Raw genomic sequence first — 17,694 nt, 5'->3', positions numbered from 1 at the left:
TACGTAAGAGTGAGATCGAGCGACTGAGTCTCGTCTCACCTTGATTTCAACACCTCAAGATTCTTGCGCTTTTTGAATGTTTCGACAGTTCAAGCGCTTTAAGTCCACGTCAAACGGAAAGCCAGCAAACCTCTTCGCAACCTGGAAACCGGCGCAGAGTGTCTTACTTGAGCATAGTTGATCGGTAGAATCCCCTGCTCCGGCACTCTGGGCGCGAGGGAGATGGAATACACCAGCAACTGAAAGTTTGCGGAGTCAACAATGCCCCTGAAATAAACAAAAAAGACTATCTGTCTTGCCTGGCCTTGGCTCGCCTGCAATGTTGCTGGGCAACTCTCCAGCCGAAAAAGGAGCTCCTATGTCTCGACTTTCAGATCGCAGAGACTTTGCCACCGAAATCTGCGAGCAGGCTGGGGTAATGGCCAAAAAGTTCTTTGCAGATCGGGTCAATCTTGTCGTTGATCAAAAAGGCGCTCAGGACTGGGTCAGCGAGGCGGACAGGAGCGTCGAAACCTTCATTCGTCAAAAGATCTCGGAGGCTTGGCCCAAAGATGGCATTTACGGTGAAGAACATGGCGCGGTAGCGGGAGAGAGTGGCTTTGACTGGGTTATTGACCCAATTGATGGAACCACGAATTTCGTGAACGGTATTCCAGCGTGGACCATTGTTCTGGCTGGTGTCACCAACGGCCAAACGGAGATTGGCGTGATCCATGATCCAAGCGTGGATGAGACTTTTGTCGCAACGCGCGGAGAAACAGCAACACTTAACGGATCACCGATATGGGTCGCTTCAGGAGTGCCTTTGCGCGACGGAACCGTGGCCGTAGGATACTCGAACCGGATTGAAAGCCGTCATGTTATACCCGTGATCGAGAATCTGATCGAGCACGGGGCGATGTTTCACAGAAATGCCAGCGGAGCGCTTTCGTTGGCCTACGTCGCTGCCGGACGCCTTTTGGGTTACGTCGAGGAACACATGAATGCTTGGGATTGTCTGGCTGGGCAATTGCTGGTCGCGGAAGCGGGCGGCGTTGTCGAGGATCAGAACGCCGATGCGATGATCCGAGACGGTGGGCGCGTGATCGCAGGCACGCCAGATGTGTTCGAGACGTTACGTGAGATCGCAGAGAACGCATGGAGCGCTTAACGTCTAAGTCAAAGAGACCCAACCTGAATCAGGTTTGAGTGTCGCTAGATCAGCCTGCCAGAAATGGCCTTGTGAGGGCTGGTCATACTTGCGGTCTATCGAACAATCCGAAAGTGCGCACCAAAGCAATGTGCCTACTGCCCCGTGTGTCGTGATTGCAAGATCCCCGGCATCATGCGTCTGGATTATCTCTGTTACTGCGCGATGAATGCGTCTCTGCGCCTCGACAGCTGTTTCCCAACCGCGATAGCTCGTATCCGGCTGCGCAAAGAAAGCATCGGCGGCGGCCTCGAAATCGTCCCGAGGCAAGTAACCGGTTGCGCTGCGGTCGTTCTCACCAAGACCCCAGTTGCAATTTACGGGTAACGCTTGTGGTGCAGCAAGAATCTCACCTGTTTCGCGGGCCTTCCGCTCGCCACTGGTCCATATCTGCGTCACGTTGGATAAGACTTCACTGGATGCAAATTCGGTAGCGCGTTTGCGGCCCACAGCGTTCAATCCCCACTCAGTTATCGGGACGGCTGGATCGACAGAGACCTCGGGGTGCGAGATGATAATGAGTTTCGGCATTTAATCCGGCAAAAGAACGGGGCCTTTGTCAGCAAAGCCCATTTTGGTTTTTGTGCCGGGATCAAGCGGCGTATCGACGTCATCGTGTACAGCAAAAACCTGACCGAATTCACCGGTCAGCGTATATTCCATCCGAACGCCAACATAGGTCGCCTTGGCCACCGTGGCTGGGATGCCTTGGTCTGAGCCGATGACCAGACGCGAGGGGCGCACAGCGATGGTCGCAGGTCCTTCGGACAAACCGCGACGTGGTAGCGTGTGGTGGTAGCCTTCTATTTCTATCGTTGCCGTGGCGCCATTAATTTCGACGATTTGGCACTCCAAAAGATTTGCCTCGCCTATGAAATCGGCAACAAATCGGTCGTTCGGGGCATCGTAAAGCTGGCGGGGTGTGCCCATTTGGGCGATTGCTGCGTTGCGCATGACGACAATCTCATCCGAGACCGCCAGTGCCTCTTCCTGATCGTGGGTCACGTAGACAACTGTCAAACCAAGTTCTTGCTGGATTGCCCGAATATCCTCTCGCACCTGACGGCGAAGCTTGGCATCGAGGTTGGACAACGGCTCGTCGAACAGCAGAACCTGCGGCTCAAGAACCAGCGCGCGGGCGACTGCAACACGCTGTTGTTGACCCCCCGACAGTTCAGAGGGAAGACGGTTGTCGAACCCCTGAAGACCAACAAGTTCCAATCCATTCAGAGCGCGGCTGCGGGCTTCATCCTTTGCAAAACCCGAGAAGGTGAGGCCATACATCACGTTTTCCAGCACGCTCATGTGAGGGAAAAGCGCGTATGACTGGAACACCATGGATACGTCACGGTCGGTGGCAGGCAATTTGGTCACGTCCCGATCTCCGATCAGGATCTTGCCCGAGCTTGCCATTTCCAACCCGGCAATCATGCGCAGAGTCGTTGTTTTCCCACAGCCTGACGGGCCAAGCAGTGTGACGAGCTTTCCCGCCTCGACGTTCAGGTTGATGTTGTCGACAGCGACGACATCCTTGCCGAACACTTTCGACACGTTCTCAAAGCGTACCGGGGCAGCCTTGGAACCGATTTTGGTGTCGGTCATGGCGATGTCTCCGTTCCGTGCTGCGTGCGTCGGCCAATTTGGACCCGACCGACGAGAAGTTGCAATAAGCCGACCGCCGCGAGCATCACGAAGATCAGCGTCGTCGAATAGGCGATCGCAAGGCCATAGTCGTTGTTCTCGACCCGACCGATGATGTAGCTGGTCGCCATGTCATATTCTGCACTGACCAGAAAGATGACAGCCGAGATCGCCGTCATGGCGCGCACAAAGCTGTATACAAGCGCGGCAAGTATCGCAGGGCGCAACAGCGGCAGAATGATGTTTCGGAACGTCTGCCACGAGTTTGCACCAAGGGTCAGCGAGGATTCATCAAGGCTGCGGTCAAGCTGCGACATGCTCGCGATCCCCGCACGAACGCCGACCGGCATATTGCGGAAGATGAAGCTGACCACGAGAATGACACCCGTACCCGTGATTTCAATCGGCGGAACGTTGAAGGCCAGGATGTAGCTGACGCCGATCACTGTCCCGGGGATGGCGAAGGACAGCATTGTTCCAAATTCGAAAGCGTTCTTGCCTGCAAAACTTTGTCTTGTCAGCAGATAGGCGGTCACCAGGCCAACGGCGGCAGTCAACGGGGCAGCAATGGCCGCGATGGTTATGGTGGTCCAGAAACTGTCCCAAGCTGCCCCGGTCCAGCGAATACCCTCTTCTTCGAAGCGGACCGAGAATGCAGTGATATAGTGTTTGATCGTCAGCGAGTTATCGACGCCCCACAGCTCGACAACACTGCCGTAAATGATCATCGCGTAGACAACAATTGTGAACAGCGCCCAACCCAGAGCGACGAGCAGTACCGGAACAGAAAGGCCAGTGGGCATCAGTGGATGGACGCCGGCATCCCCTTTGCCGGTGACGGTTGTGTAGCTTTTCTTCCCCAGCCAGACACGCTGCGCGTAAAAGGCGGAAAGAGTAAAGAACAGCAGCACCATGGCCAGAACCGCAGCCCTGCCTTGATCGTACTGAGCGCCGACGATGGCAAAGAATATCTCGGTCGAAAGCACGTCGAAATTCCCGCCCAATACAAGCGGGTTTCCGAAATCGGCCATGCTTTCGATGAAGCCCAGAAGAAATGCGTTCGCAAGACCAGGCCGCATCAGGGGCAAGGAAACCGTCTTGAATGTCTGCCATCTGCTGGCGCGGAGCGTTTGCGCCGCTTCTTCCATCGACGGAGAGACGCCTTCAACCACACCAATCAGAACAAGAAACGCAATTGGTGTAAACGCGAGTGTCTGCGCGATCAGGATGCCCGGCATTCCGTAAAGCCAGCGTGTCGGTTGCGTGCCGAACAGTTCGGCAAAGAACCGGGTGACAGAGCCGGACAGGCCAAAAAGCAGGATCAGCGCCAGGCCGATCACGAATGGCGGGGTGATTATTGGCAGAACGGTCAGAGCGCGCAACGCGCGCTTGTAGCGGAAACCCGAACGCGTCACGACCAACGCGAAACATAGGCCGAGGATCGTTGTGATGAAGCCAACGAGGATGGCAAGGAAAAGTGAGTTCCAGGCCGCACCGCATCGGGCACCATGAAAACACCCCAGGCCCCACAGTCGATCATCGAAAAACTTTGAGAAGAAAACTGCGATGGAATACGCGCCGTCTTCGGTGATGAAGGCAGCGAAAAGCATCTTGGCGATGGGGAAAAAGACAAACGCAGTAACGATTGTAATCACGCCGCCGATGGCGCTTACGACAAAGACGTCACCATTAATGGCACCCCTTGCCGCGATCCCCTGAGTCAGCAGGAACAGAAAGCTCGAGGCGCATATCATCGCGCCATAGCCCATGCCGAACTGACGGTCGCCCAGTTCGCCAAACATCGCCTCCAACCAGTTGAAGTTGAAACCTCTGATGCCAATGCTGAACCCCTGAGCGATCAGCCAGCCAAAGCCAAGCGCCCCTGACAGGATCAGTATGCGGGCGTAAACTGGATCAGATTTGGTGCGCTTCAACACCAGAAGCGGCAGGGCCAGTGCGATCAGGAGCGGCGCGAGCCAAAGTTTTTCGCCCTGCCCGATCAAAAATGCAGCGGGGGCGTAATCCTCATCGAATGGATAGCCGTCCAAAAGCCACTCGAACGACCAAAGGCCGCCGTCGACCATATACCAGGGCAACAGGCAGAATCCGACCCACCCGGCCGTGATCCAAAAGATCAGAACCGGATGGGTCGTTTTTGAAGTCCGGTCAGTCATTTACTGCGGCAGAGTGGAAACTTCTTCGTCCCATTTCTGCAACAGACGCTTCCGTTCGTCCGAGGACCCATACTTTTTGAAGTCATAATCAATCAGCTTGATCTGACTCATGTCTGGCGCGCTCTCCGAAGTTTTTGCGTTCTTGTTCGATGGCACCTGGAACGCGTTGACCTGCAAAGCAAGGTTCTGAGCTTCGGGCGAAAGAGCCCAATCATAGAACTTCTTCGCTTCTTCTTCGTTGCGGGCTCCGTCAATAATCGACATAGAGCCAATCTCGTATCCTGTACCTTCGCATGGCGCGACGACCTTGATCGGGAACCCGGAAACGGCCTGTTTCACGGCGTCATGCATGAAGACGATACCAATTGTGTTCTCGCCGCGACCGGCGGCCTTGATCGGCGCCGATCCGGATTTGGTGTACTGATTGATGTTCGAATGCAGGCCCTTCATGAACTCAAAGCCTTCATCCTCGCCGAAGATCTGCACCATCGACGCCAGCGTGGTATAGGCCGTACCTGATGAGTTCGGATTCGCCATCTGAACGTGGCCCTTGTATTCGGGCTTCAGCAGGTCTTTCCAACAGGCCGGTTCGGGCAGGTTGTTTGCAGCGATAAGATCGGCATTGTAGCCGTAGCCAAGTGCGCCCGAATAGATGCCGATCGTTCTGTTACCCGCGCTTTCTGCCTGGGATATCGCCCAATTATGAAGCTGATCGCGCATTGGTGAAATGTATTCCATCGTCAGGCCCTCTTCGGCGGCCTGCAAATGCGGATCACCCGTACCGCCCCACCAAACGTCCCCTTTTGGATTCGAGCTTTCGGCGCGTATTTGTGCAAAGGTTTCCCCTGACGACTTCCGGGTCATGTTGACGTCGATGCCCGTCGCATCTTCAAAGCTGCGCGCCATCAGTTGGCACCAGTCTTCTTGCGCCGAACAATAAAATGTCAGTTTGTCGGCCTGTGCCGCCGACAGTGACGCAGCCAGGGCGATCACCGATCCAACCGTGGTGGATATCAATTTACTCATTTTCTTCCTCCCTTTGAGCTTGATGCGTCCGGGTTTCCCGGTTCTTTCATGCCCTTCCTCATGCAGCCTGTCGAAGTTTCTTTATGACAATTTTGACTTCTGGATTGTCTGTCAGATTGTTCAGCAAATCTGACAGGTCGCTTTCTTGAACCAACTTTGCGGCCTTTGCCGGTGAAAACCAGTGACGCGTACGTTCACCTTTTTCCTTCCAGCGTCGCTTCAGCTTTTCGACGACCATCGGATAAAGGGTGACGCGGCAGCGAACGCTGCTTTGCCCCTCGTATCGTTTATCATAGAAAAAATGACCGATTGGCCGTTTCGATATGGTGCCGACGGCGCCTGCTTCTTCTTGCGCTTCGATTTCAGCGGCTTGCCATGGTTTTTTGCCGTCCATCAGCCATCCTTTCGGGATAACCCACCGGCCGGTATCCCGCGAAGTGACCATAAGAACGCGCAACTTGCCAGCCTTGTCCCAGCGCATCGGAAGCGCCGCAATCTGATCTGCCGTTTCGCTGTCGCTCATGCCGCCTCTCAATGCCACATGATCAAGAACCAAAAGGAAGCAGTCTCATTGGCAAGTTGGCCGGTCAACGCTTTGCCTTGGCTCGTATTCTGAATTTGATCAGCCTGTGCATCTTTGCTTTGCGCTTCGAAATACTTGTGTTCGGCCGAATTCTCACAACCTTCCGAGGGTTATGCAACAAAAAATATTGCATTATGACCGAAAGCCCACAAAAGTGGATTTCGAAACCTAGTCGGGTCGTCGGATGTCCAAAACTAAAACGCGCGGCAAAATGTCTGAAAAGAACCACAGCCGGGTAAAGAAATCCGACCGGCGCCAGCAGATATTGCTGGAACTGAAGCTGCGCCCGCACGTTCGCATCAACGAACTGGCGCAGCGGTTCAACGTCTCCACCGAGACGGTACGCAGAGACTTCGATGCTCTGTCGAATGATGGCTTGATAGCGCGGGCACACGGGGGGGCATCGGCCGCCGCGCAAGGGCACTATCCGGGTTTGGATGAGCGAACAAACGCTCAGGTTGAGGAGCGTGAACGAATTGGCGCCACAGCGGCAGAAGTGATCCAGAGCGGTGAAACGGTCATGATCGATTCCGGCTCGACCACAATCGAAATGGCACGTGCACTGGCTTATATTGGGACACCTTGCACCGTAATCACCAATTCCATTCCCGTAGCCATGACCCTTGGCCATGGGGCTGCACAAGTGCTGTTATGCCCGGGGGAATACTTGGCAACCGAGTCTGCAACGATCGGAACCGAAACGCTGGAGTTTCTGTCCCGTTTCAACGTCGACAGGTGCATGATCGGTTCCTCTGGGTTTTCGACCGATGGACCTTCAGAAACAGTGCGCGGCTTTGCGGCAATAAAGAGGGCAATGATGTCGCGAGCCGAGAAACGGCACCTTCTTGTCGATTCCGGGAAATTCGGCCGGAAAGGCCTGTCTCAAGTAGGGGACCTTGACGACCTGGATTCAATAATCACCGACAAAAAACCAATAGGAGAATTGCGTAACGCCATTGAAAGCGCCCGGGTCGACGTTCTCGTCGCCGGGTAGATATGAAATGACTGATTAACAGCGGATAAAAAGCACCGCACTTGACTGGGAGGAAAACATGAAGATCGATATCAAACTATTGCTTGGGGCATCTGCAATCGCGCTCATGTCGATAAGTGGAACGGCGTCGGCGCAGGATTGTCCACGCGGTGACTTGGACGAGCGTTTTTGTGATGCCGACGGGGATTTGATCGCGGATATCCCCACAGATCCTTCCGAGCAGATAGATCCCGACACTTTGATTTTTGCCTATACGCCGGTTGAAGATCCCGCCGTATACAAAACCGCGTGGTCAGATTTTCTTGACCATTTGAAAGCAGAAACTGGCAAGGACGTCGTCTTTTTCCCTGTTCAAAACAACGCGGCCCAGATCGAGGCGATGCGTTCGGGGCGTTTGCACATTGCAGGCTTCAACACCGGTTCCAACCCACTGGCGGTAAACTGCGCCGGGTTCCGCCCCTTCACGATCATGGCTTCGAAGGACGGAAATTTTGGTTACGAGATGGAGATCATCACCTATCCAGGTTCGGGCATCGAAAAGGTCGAAGACATCAAGGGGAAACAACTGGCTTTCACATCGCCTACATCCAACTCGGGATTCAAAGCGCCCTCGGCGATCCTGAAAAGCGATTTTGATCTTCTGCCCGAACGCGATTTCGAACCTGTCTACTCGGGCAAGCACGACAACTCGATCCTGGGTGTCGCCAACAAGGATTACCTGGCGGCATCCATCGCGAATTCGGTAAAATCCCGGATGATCTCGCGCGATGTGATCAAGGAAGATGATGTCGTTACGATCTACAAGTCGCAGACCTTCCCGACCACAGGGTTTGGCACCGTTTACAACCTGACGCCCGAGTTGCAGGAAAAAATCCGCAATGCGTTTTTTAGTTTCGAATGGGAAGGCACGACACTGGAGGCGGAGTTCTCAAAATCGAACGAAGGCCAATTCCTTGAGATGACCTATCAGGAATTCTGGGACGTCATTCGTAAAATTGACGCGGCAAATGGCGTCTCTTATGCCTGCCAGTAATTTTTGGCTCATCCGGCGGGCCTGAAAGGGCCCGCTGTTCACCCTAATCTGGGGCATTTCATGCTGCGTCTTCAAAAGCTGACGAAAACATACAAGACCGGAGATCAGGCGCTGAAGGCCATCGATCTTGAGGTTCCAAAAGGACAGGTTCTGGCGTTGATCGGGCCCTCGGGCGCGGGCAAATCGACCATGATCCGTTGCATCAACCGCTTGGTTGAACCTTCAAGCGGCGGTGTCCTTCTGGATGAGGTTGACCTGACCAAGCTCGGATCGGGCGCGCTTCGGAAAGCACGCCGCGAAATGGGTATGATCTTTCAGGAATATGCGTTGGTCGAACGCCTCACGGTGATGGAAAACGTATTGTCCGGCAGGCTGGGATACGTGGGATTCTGGCGCAGTTTCCTGCGGCGGTATCCGCAGTCGGATGTGGACGAAGCCTTCCGCTTGCTCGATCGGGTCGGGTTGTTACACATGGCTGACAAGCGGGCAGATGAGCTATCTGGTGGTCAACGCCAAAGGGTGGGCATTTGTCGAGCATTGATTCAAAACCCGAAACTGTTGCTGGTTGATGAGCCAACCGCGTCGCTGGACCCAAAGACCAGCCGTCAAATCATGCGGCTGATCACCGAGTTATGTCAGGAACGCGGATTGGCGGCCATCATCAATATCCATGATGTGGCGCTCGCTCAGATGTTTGTTCCCCGCGTTGTGGGACTCCGCTTTGGCGAAATTGTGTATGATGGGCTTCCCACCGGCCTTACCCCTGAGAAGCTGACCGAGATCTATGGGGAAGAGGACTGGGAGGCAACCATCGAAAAAGTGGACGAAGATGAAGATGTCGAGGCCGCAGAATGAGCCATCGAGAACTGGACGACATGCTGGGAAAAGGCTGGCGTAAGCCTGCCTTTGTCAAGAACCCAGTGCTCCGCTGGGCATTGCTCCTTGGATTTCTCGCCTACCTGATCGCAGCCTTTATGACCATCGAAGTCGATTGGGGTCGTGTCTATGAAGGGCTGGATCGCGGTTGGGCGTTTGTGCTTGCATTCACCAGCCCAGACTTCATTTCACGGTGGTCAGATATTTGGAGCGGCCTTCTGGAAAGTATCGTGATGACAGTGGCCGCGTCGGTCGTGGGTATCCTGATATCGATCCCGATCGGGCTGGGGGCTGCCCGCAACATCGCGCCATTGCCAATCTATATGATTTGCCGAGGTATTGTTGCGATAAGCCGGGCATTGCAAGAGATCATCGTTGCCATATTGCTTGTGGCGATCTTCGGCTTTGGCCCGTTGGCCGGATTTCTGACGCTTTCCTTCGCCACCATAGGGTTTCTTTCGAAACTTCTGGCCGAAGATATCGAAGCCATGGACAAGGTTCAGGCCGAGGCGATCAAGGCCTCTGGAGCGCGTTGGCCACAATGGATCAACTATGGAGTTCAGCCGCAAGTGATGCCGCGACTTGTGGGCCTTTCCATGTATCGGATCGACATCAACTTCCGGGAAAGCGCGATCCTCGGGCTTGTGGGGGCTGGTGGAATTGGTGCGACTTTGAACACCGCATTCGACCGCTATGAATACGACACCGCGGCGGCCATTCTCATTCTGATTATCGGCATCGTGATGGCTCTGGAATACCTTTCGGGAATTATTCGAGCGAGGGTTCAATAATGCCGATACTTGAACGCGACGATGCGCAAATCTGGCGTCGCCGGACAACCGGTCAGAGCTTGGTTCGTTGGTTCGGCTGGCTGTTGGGCGTGGCGATCTTTGTTTACTGCTGGCAGCTGATCTCGGAATCGACCACTTGGTTTTTCGTCTGGGACGCGCCCCGCATCGCCAATGATATCTGGACACGGGCAACGCCCCCTAAATGGGAGTACATCACCCAACTGGGCCGCCCGATTTGGGACACGCTAAATATCGCCACATTGGGAACAATCATTGCCCTGTGCATGGCAGTGCCCGTCGCCTTTTTGGCGGCCCGTAACACAACGCCATCGGCCTTGTTCATCCGGCCGATTGCCCTGTTGGTCATTGTCTCGACTCGCTCTATCAACTCGTTGATCTGGGCGCTTCTTCTGATCGCAATTATTGGTCCCGGAGTTTTCGCCGGTGTCATAGCAATCGCCATTCGTTCAATCGGGTTTTGCGCAAAGCTTCTTTACGAAGCGATTGAGGAGATTGATCACACGCAGGTCGAAGCAATCACGGCAACCGGTGCTTCACGCTGGCAGGTCATGGCCTATGGGATCGTACCGCAAATCCTGCCCGCGTTTGCAGGCATTGCTGTTTTCCGTTGGGATATCAACATCCGCGAATCCACGGTGCTCGGGCTGGTTGGAGCCGGAGGTATCGGGTTGCAATTGTCGGCTTCGCTCAACGTTCTGGCTTGGCCACAAGTCAGCCTGATCCTGATTGTCATTCTCGTCGCGGTTATGATCAGTGAATGGGTTTCGGCGAAAGTACGAGGGGCCATCATTTGACCGGTTTCTCTGTGCAAGAAGCTTTTGACGCCTACGAGGCTGTGCGACATCGCCTGCCGCAAACCAGATCTGCCGAATTGAGCTATCGCCAGGCGGACACGCTGGAGGACATAGCTCATGAGTTTGACGTGTTCCTCCTCGATGCTTTCGGGGTTCTCAATATTGGTGATACGGCGATCCCGGATACGCCAGATCGGGTCAGGTCGCTGACAGCCGCCGGCAAACGTGTTCTGGTCGTGTCGAATGCCGCCGGGTTTCCCCACGCAACTCTTATTAAGAAGTACAACAGGCTTGGTTACGATTTTGCACCACAAGACGTGATCACCAGCCGGGCCACGTTGTTGTCTGAACTGAACGGCCAAAGTGATTTGCATTGGGGATTGATGGCGGCCCCCAGTGCCGGCCTTCGCGATCTGGAGGGGCTGAAACTGTCCTACCTGGAGGATGACCCGAAGCCCTACGAAACCGTCGACGGGTTCTTGTTGATCGGGTCAGCGGTTTGGACTGAAGCGCGACAAGCCATGTTGGAGGCCACTTTGCAAGAGCGTCCCCGCCCGGTATTGGTCGGCAACCCTGACATTGTCGCTCCGCGCGAGTACGGTTTTTCCAAGGAACCCGGTCTTTACGCGCACCGGCTGGCAGACCGGACAGGCGTCGCCCCTCAGTTCTTTGGAAAGCCTTTCGCCAATATCTATGATATTGCTTTCCAACGTCTCGGACACATCGACAAGTCCCGGGTTCTGATGGTTGGCGACAGCCTTCACACCGACATACTGGGCGCACGAGAAGCAGGCATAGCTTCCGCACTCATCTCGGGATACGGTTTCTTCGCAGGGCATGATGTTGAAGCAGCGATCATGAAGGCAGGGATAGCACCGAACTTTGTTTTAAACCGGCCTTGATGTCAGGGCGTTCCGCTTAGATACGTTTTCCTGTTAACTCGAACATCCGGTGAATCTGCGTTGCGAACATGCCGCCGAAGTGCATGAAGCGCCGCGTGTGAACGGCGGCTTTGGAAAACCATCCTCAACAACTGAGCTCTGAGCTCATGTCCGGCTTGGGCCGCATTCCGACCTGTGCAAAGCCCGCTTTATGCGCAAGGCCGTCGTCGGCTTAACGGAGCATGTCTGCCTTGAAAGGCTTCCGGTTCGTCAGATTGCAATGTTCCGTAGTCGCGATTGGCATGTTTCGGGCTGGATGGAGAGGTCGGGATTATTGATGCGCCCGCCTCCCCTGCCCCCACCTTTCACCGTCCCACATGTCAGTGTCGTCAGAAAGCAAAACTTCATACGCTTTGCGCGACCTTGTTCATGGCGAGTTAGCACCACGGTCAACCATTCAGGCAACCGGCCGCAATAATGCGGTACCTTTTGATCTTGCTGATGTCTGCGCAGAATCTCAGATTTGCGCCCATCGAACCGGTGCGGGACATTCAGTCGGTCTCGCCAAAACCTTTCGGTACCGGCAGATCAGGCAGAGTTGCCGCGCGTTTTTGCAAGGCCCGCCCGATGACCACACGGCTGATTTCTGTCGTCCCGTCCACGATCCGCAGCATTTGCGCGAGGCGGGACAAGCGATCCAGGCCGTAGGGTTGCAACAGCCCTGCACCACCCAGGACCTGCGTACAGGTGTTCGCAGCCTTTACTGCGGCATCTGGCACAAACCGTTTGGCATGAGCGGCCATCAAGGGGCCTTCGGGCGTGCCAAGGGAGTCTGCCGCCTTTCGGTAGAGAAGCTTTGAGGCTTCAAGGTCGGTTGCAACCTCGCCCAGCATCCACTGGATCCCGTCCAGATCAAGGTTCCTGCCGCCAAACATCTTGCGGTTCTTGGAATAGGACAACGCCGTATCCAACGCAGATTGCATCAATCCACAGCATCCTGAGGCAATCGAAACACGGGCAATGTCGATGGCCATGAGCGCGCCTTGAAGACCCTGACCAATGGGTAGGATGATGTTGGTTTCATCGACCACGACCTTGTCCATGTACATTTCGGCCAGGGGCAGGAAGTTGTAGGACGGGGTATCGTAAAGCGGCCCAAAGCTGAGGCCCGGTGCGTCGGCGGGAATGGCGATCATCGCCATGTCCTTGTGGCCGGGTGTGTCGCTGGTCTTGACCACAGTGAAATAGATGTCCGCCTCGGTCGCGAGGCTGACCCATGCCTTCGCGCCGCTGATCGTCCATGTGCCGTCGTCATTGACCACGGCGCGTGAATACATGTTTGTTGCGTCCGATCCGGATTGTGGTTCGGTCAGTGCAAAGTTCGCCAGCTTGCGACCAGATGTCAGGTCCCGCGCCCACTTTTCCTTGAAGGCATCTGTGCCATAACCGCAGCCCGCGAAGGTGCAGATGTTATGCATCGACAGGGCAAAGGCATAGGCACCATCGCCCCGTCCCAGTTGTTCATAGACCTGAATGCCTTGCGCCAGCGGCAAGCCCTGACCGCCAAACTCTTCGGGGGCGTAGAGGCCCGTCAGGCCAGCGGCCCCGGCCTTGTCCGAAGCATCGCGCGGCCACTTCTTCGCGGCGTTCCAGGCATCCACATTGGGCAGGATCACCTGCACGGCGTGGTCGCGTGCGGCTTGGAGTATGGTGTCGAGTTTGTCTGACATTGGCGGATCCTTTCACGACGGTCATTCTCAGATGGCGCCACAACCGGGAAGCCATGGATGAGCGGAATGATGAGTTTTTGAGGGCAAAACTTCCGAAAAGAAGGTTTTCTACAGCAAGATCTAGCGATCCTGCCCGCTGGGGACCATCTCGTGCAATGACAGATCATTGTCCAAAAGTGACAAATCGGGCGCCCTACATTTGCACCCTGCGGTATGAGCTTGGCGTGCTTCCGGTCCAGCGCTGAAAGGCCCGGTGGAAATTGGCCGCCGACGAAAATCCGACATCATGTGCGATGGCTTCAACGCTTTTGCGCCCCGCCTGAAGATCACGGATAGCGATATCACGCCGCAGGGCATCCTTGATGGCCTGAAACGATGTACCATCCGCATGCAGCCTGCGGATCAGGGTGCGGGGGGTCATGTGCATCGCGGATGCCGTCTGGGTCAGGGTTGCCGCGTCCCATCCCGATTGGACCAGATAGGTGCGCACCCGCAGCGATTGGGTGTGCTCTCGCGAACTGGTGAAGATCCAGTCTCGGGGCGCGTTTTGCAAAAATCTGTCAAGGTCATTTGTGCTGCGCGCCTGCACCGGACCCAACGCATTCGGATCGAACGAAATCGCGGCGGCACCTTGGCCGAACCGTAGCGGTGCCGGAAAGATGACCGCGTAATCCTGATCAAAGTCGGGGCGCTCAAACACGAAATCGACAGCCTTGACCGGAACTTCGTGCCCCGCCAGCCAAGACATGAGCCCGTGGGCAAGTTTGAGTATCAGCATGTGCCCGAACCGCTGAACTTGAGCCGCGCCCCGTGGCTTCAGCGTAAGCACCAACATGTTATCGGCGTCATCCAGATCAAACTGGTAGTCATCCAGCAACAAGTTCCAGAAGGTCGAAAAGCGATAAAGTGCCGATGAAAGAGACGTGGCTTCCCGGACTGTCGTCAAAAGATGTTGCAGGGCTCTCGGCCGGATTGGGCGGCTCCAAAGCCCCATCATCTCATCACCGGTCTCAACTGCGGCAAGTTGATAGAGACACACGATTTGATCCAGCGTGACGCGACCATGAGGGTGACGCGTATCCGCGACCAAACCCGACCGGGCGAGAAGCGATGCCATCTGAACCTCGGGACATAGCGTACGCAATGCCGTCAGCCAGTCATCGATAAACTGGCTGGAAACCGTGGAAAGGATCGTTGGCGCGACATTGGTCATGACGTGCAAGGAGGTATCACCAATTCCGGTCGAGATGAAACACGGCGAATGTAGGTTGCGGATTGGCAATGTCTTCACCAATCAACGCTCCGGTTGAGCTTATTTCAGTGGGCTGTCGCCCCTGTTCGCCGCACCGGTCATCGAATACTGCTGTGCGGTGGCGGGCAGAGCTTTTGTTTGCATCGGCAAGCAATCTTGCGGATGTATTGGGCGCTCTTTTGGCTCGGTGCGTTCATTGCCCCAAATCCCGGGCTTTAGACGGCCAAAGTTTAATCAGTCGGGCTTTGATAATGAGCAGCTGAGAAGCCGTCACAGGCACCAATTCCAAAACATCGCAAAAATAAATAGCAATTTTTTTGAATACTTTTACCATGTGGTCAAATTAGAGGGCAGATGAATGTTTGACATCATCATCAGAAAGGCCAGCTTGCCGGATGGCCGCGAACCGGTGGATATTGCGATCAACGGCGACCGTGTTGCAGAAATTGCCGCTGACATCATGGGTGAGGCGCGCGAAGAAATTGATGCAACGGGCCGCCTGGTTTCTCCTCCGTTCGTCGACCCGCACTTCCATATGGACGCCACCCTTAGCCTCGGGTCGCCACGTATGAATGTTTCGGGCACGCTTTTGGAGGGCATCGCGCTTTGGGGAGAACTAAAGCCCCTTCTGACGCCCGAAGCGGTGATCGAGCGGGCCATGCGATATTGCGATCTGGCCGTGTCGCAGGGATTGCTGGCCATCCGTTCGCATGTGGATGTTTCGTCAACTCCGTTGGTGGGTGTCGAAGCTTTGCTGGAAGTGCGCAAGCTTGTTGCCCCCTATATTGACCTGCAATTGGTGGCATTCCCGCAAGATGGCCTCTATCGATCAGAACATGCCGAAAAGAACCTGATCCGGGCGCTCGATATGGGGGTCGATGTGGTGGGCGGTATCCCGCATTTTGAACGCACGATGTCGGAAGGCGCTCGATCGGTCACGAGGCTGGCCGAGATTGCCGCGGATCGCGACCTGATGCTGGACCTGCACTGTGATGAAAGTGACGATCCGATGTCGCGCCATGTGGAAACCCTCGCCTATGAGACCACACGCCTTGGGCTCGGGGGTCGTGTGACTGCAAGCCACGTCACGGCGATGCATTCATACGACAATTACTATGCCTCGAAGCTTGTTCCGCTGATCGCGGAAAGCGGCATGAACGTCGTACCGAACCCGCTTATCAATATCACGCTGCAAGGCCGCTCGGACACTTATCCGCGCCGCCGTGGCCTGACCCGCGTACCAGAATTGCGTGCAGCAGGTGTGAACGTTTCCTTCGGGCAGGATTGCACCATGGATCCATGGTATTCTCTTGGGTCCGCCGACATGCTGGAAGTGGCCCATATGGGCGTGCATGCGGTGCCGATGACATCCCGCGAAGCGATGGAATGGGCTTTCACATCCGTTACCGAGAACGGTGCCAAGACCATGGGTCTGCCTGACCCGACAATTCGCAAAGGCGGCCCAGCCAACATGGTTGTGCTGCAAGCGCGTGACCCGATTGAAGCTGTTCGTATGAAAGCCACACGTCTTGCCGTCATCAAAAACGGCAAGGTGCTGGCGCGTACCGAACCAAGACTGGCCGCGCTTTCCTTGCCCAGCCGCCCCTCGACCCTGGATCCCGCGGATTACGCGCCCAGGCCCAATATTTAGGAAGCCCAAGAACAAGAACAAGAACAAGAACAAGAATAGTTGCCACCAACAGAAGAGGATACTCCGATGAAACTCACCACTACACGTCGTCAACTGATGGTCGGCGCCGCGGCCATGCTGGCCCTGCCGGCTTATATCCGCCGCGCCAATGCACAATCTGCAACCCGCGTCGCTGGCGTGCATATGTCTCCGGTCGAAAATGCATGGAACAGCCGGATCCACGTGGCGATGCAGGAAGCCGCCGAGGCTGGCCTGATCGAATATGAGTTTTCAGAGGGTGTGGCTCCGACCGACTATCCCCGTGCGATGCGCGAATACGCCGAAGGCGGCGCGCAAATCATTTGGGGCGAGTCTTACGCGGTGGAACGCGAAGCACGCGAAGTGGCGGGTGATTACCCCGATACCGCGTTTTTGATGGGGTCCTCCGGCGGACCGGAGGGCGACAATTTTGGCGTCTTCGGCACCCGCAACCACGAGGCGGCCTATCTGGCCGGAATGCTTGCCGGCCAAATGTCGGAAAGCAATGTTTTTGGTTCCGTCGGCGGTTATCCGATCCCCGAGGTGAACCTCCTGATCAATGCTTTCCGGATGGGCGTCAGTGAAGTGAACCCTGACGCCACTTTCCTTAACGGTTTCATCGGAGCATGGTTTGATCCGGCTCGCGCGCAGGAAGCCGCGATTGCCCAGATCGACGCGGGCGCGGACATCCTGTTTGGTGAACGCATTGGCACCGCTGACGCCGCTCAGGCGCGCGGCGTGAAGGCCATCGGTTCACTGATAGATTATACACCCCGCTATCCCGGTACGGTCTTTGCCAACGCGATTTGGAACTATGGGCCAACCATCGTAGCCATCGTGGCGGATGTTCAGGCCGGCAAACCCACCGGGCGCAACTATACTGAATATTCCTTCATGGCCCATGGCGGCAATGAGCTGATCTATGTCGCTGACGAAGTGCCTGCCGACGCCATCCCTGCGATGGAGGCCAAACAGGCCGCGATCCAATCCGGCGAATGGGACGTTCCGATCGACGAAAGCGAGCCCTCCTGATCCCGGGG

16 protein-coding genes are annotated in these 17,694 nt (G+C 55.7%); 9 read left to right on the top strand and 7 right to left on the bottom strand.

The window, feature by feature from the left end; genetic code table 11:
- Positions 1-358: 358 nt before the first annotated feature.
- Entirely contained in the window at positions 359-1,150 is a 792-nt protein-coding gene (locus tag GS611_RS12435; protein WP_171636069.1) for an inositol monophosphatase family protein, read from the top strand.
- A 3-nt stretch (positions 1,151-1,153) separates the two neighbouring features.
- On the opposite strand, the gene GS611_RS12430 is transcribed toward GS611_RS12435, so the two are convergent.
- Genes GS611_RS12430 through GS611_RS12410 form a run of 5 tightly spaced genes read right to left on the bottom strand, consistent with a single transcriptional unit; the run spans position 1,154 to position 6,511 of the window.
- Positions 1,154-1,720, bottom strand: a complete 567-nt coding sequence (locus GS611_RS12430; protein ID WP_171636067.1) for a histidine phosphatase family protein — start codon at positions 1,718-1,720, stop codon at positions 1,154-1,156.
- A complete protein-coding gene (locus GS611_RS12425) occupies positions 1,721-2,791 on the bottom strand; it encodes an ABC transporter ATP-binding protein (protein ID WP_171636065.1) in 1,071 nt (356 codons plus the stop codon). It abuts the gene before it with no gap.
- A complete protein-coding gene (locus GS611_RS12420; RefSeq protein WP_171636063.1) occupies positions 2,788-5,004 on the bottom strand; it encodes an iron ABC transporter permease in 2,217 nt (738 codons plus the stop codon). Before GS611_RS12420 ends, GS611_RS12425 begins: the two co-directional genes overlap by 4 nt.
- A complete protein-coding gene (locus GS611_RS12415; protein WP_171636061.1) occupies positions 5,005-6,030 on the bottom strand; it encodes an ABC transporter substrate-binding protein in 1,026 nt (341 codons plus the stop codon). It lies immediately after the preceding gene.
- Between the two features lie 58 nt (positions 6,031-6,088).
- Positions 6,089-6,511 carry an NUDIX hydrolase gene (locus tag GS611_RS12410; RefSeq protein WP_253285020.1) on the bottom strand — a complete coding sequence of 141 codons (423 nt, stop codon included), beginning with the start codon at positions 6,509-6,511 and terminating at the stop codon, positions 6,089-6,091.
- Positions 6,512-6,797: 286 nt separating this feature from the next.
- Between GS611_RS12410 and GS611_RS12405 the strand changes: the two genes are divergently transcribed.
- The 6 genes from GS611_RS12405 to GS611_RS12380 are packed head-to-tail and all read left to right on the top strand — an operon-like array spanning position 6,798 to position 12,024.
- Entirely contained in the window at positions 6,798-7,607 is an 810-nt protein-coding gene (locus GS611_RS12405; RefSeq protein WP_171636057.1) for a DeoR/GlpR family DNA-binding transcription regulator, read from the top strand.
- 58 nt (positions 7,608-7,665) lie between these two features.
- Positions 7,666-8,640 (top strand): phosphate/phosphite/phosphonate ABC transporter substrate-binding protein, encoded by a 975-nt coding sequence (gene phnD / locus GS611_RS12400; protein WP_171636055.1) that lies wholly within the window; start codon positions 7,666-7,668, stop codon positions 8,638-8,640.
- A gap of 60 nt (positions 8,641-8,700) precedes the next feature.
- Complete coding sequence (gene phnC, locus GS611_RS12395; protein ID WP_170651922.1) at positions 8,701-9,495, top strand: phosphonate ABC transporter ATP-binding protein; 795 nt, start codon at positions 8,701-8,703, stop codon at positions 9,493-9,495.
- Positions 9,492-10,307, top strand: coding sequence for a phosphonate ABC transporter, permease protein PhnE (gene phnE, locus GS611_RS12390; RefSeq protein ID WP_171636053.1), 816 nt, complete (start codon positions 9,492-9,494; stop codon positions 10,305-10,307). Before phnC ends, phnE (GS611_RS12390) begins: the two co-directional genes overlap by 4 nt.
- A complete protein-coding gene (gene phnE / locus GS611_RS12385) occupies positions 10,307-11,122 on the top strand; it encodes a phosphonate ABC transporter, permease protein PhnE (RefSeq protein WP_171120783.1) in 816 nt (271 codons plus the stop codon). Before phnE (GS611_RS12390) ends, phnE (GS611_RS12385) begins: the two co-directional genes overlap by 1 nt.
- Positions 11,086-12,024 (top strand): HAD-IA family hydrolase, encoded by a 939-nt coding sequence (locus tag GS611_RS12380; protein WP_171636051.1) that lies wholly within the window; start codon positions 11,086-11,088, stop codon positions 12,022-12,024. The genes phnE (GS611_RS12385) and GS611_RS12380 overlap by 37 nt, the downstream gene beginning before the upstream one ends.
- Before the next feature lie 530 nt (positions 12,025-12,554).
- Here the strand turns inward: GS611_RS12380 and GS611_RS12375 are convergent.
- Together GS611_RS12375 and GS611_RS12370 are read right to left on the bottom strand one after the other, a co-directional pair.
- Positions 12,555-13,733, bottom strand: a complete 1,179-nt coding sequence (locus tag GS611_RS12375; RefSeq protein ID WP_171636049.1) for an acyl-CoA dehydrogenase family protein — start codon at positions 13,731-13,733, stop codon at positions 12,555-12,557.
- A 193-nt stretch (positions 13,734-13,926) separates the two neighbouring features.
- On the bottom strand, positions 13,927-14,946 hold the full coding sequence (locus GS611_RS12370) for an AraC family transcriptional regulator (RefSeq protein ID WP_171636263.1): 1,020 nt from the start codon (positions 14,944-14,946) through the stop codon (positions 13,927-13,929).
- A 397-nt stretch (positions 14,947-15,343) separates the two neighbouring features.
- On the opposite strand from GS611_RS12370, the gene GS611_RS12365 reads away from it, so the two are divergent.
- Together GS611_RS12365 and GS611_RS12360 are read left to right on the top strand one after the other, a co-directional pair.
- Positions 15,344-16,636, top strand: coding sequence for an amidohydrolase family protein (locus tag GS611_RS12365; RefSeq protein ID WP_171636047.1), 1,293 nt, complete (start codon positions 15,344-15,346; stop codon positions 16,634-16,636).
- Between the two features lie 66 nt (positions 16,637-16,702).
- A complete protein-coding gene (locus GS611_RS12360; protein WP_171636045.1) occupies positions 16,703-17,686 on the top strand; it encodes a BMP family protein in 984 nt (327 codons plus the stop codon).
- The last annotated feature ends 8 nt before the right edge of the window (positions 17,687-17,694 follow it).

Source organism: Ruegeria sp. HKCCD6119, assembly GCF_013110585.1.
Taxonomy (GTDB): Bacteria; Pseudomonadota; Alphaproteobacteria; order Rhodobacterales; family Rhodobacteraceae; genus Ruegeria.
The sequence above is the reverse complement of the archived record's forward strand: the minus strand, read 5'-3'. Positions and strand labels throughout refer to the sequence as shown.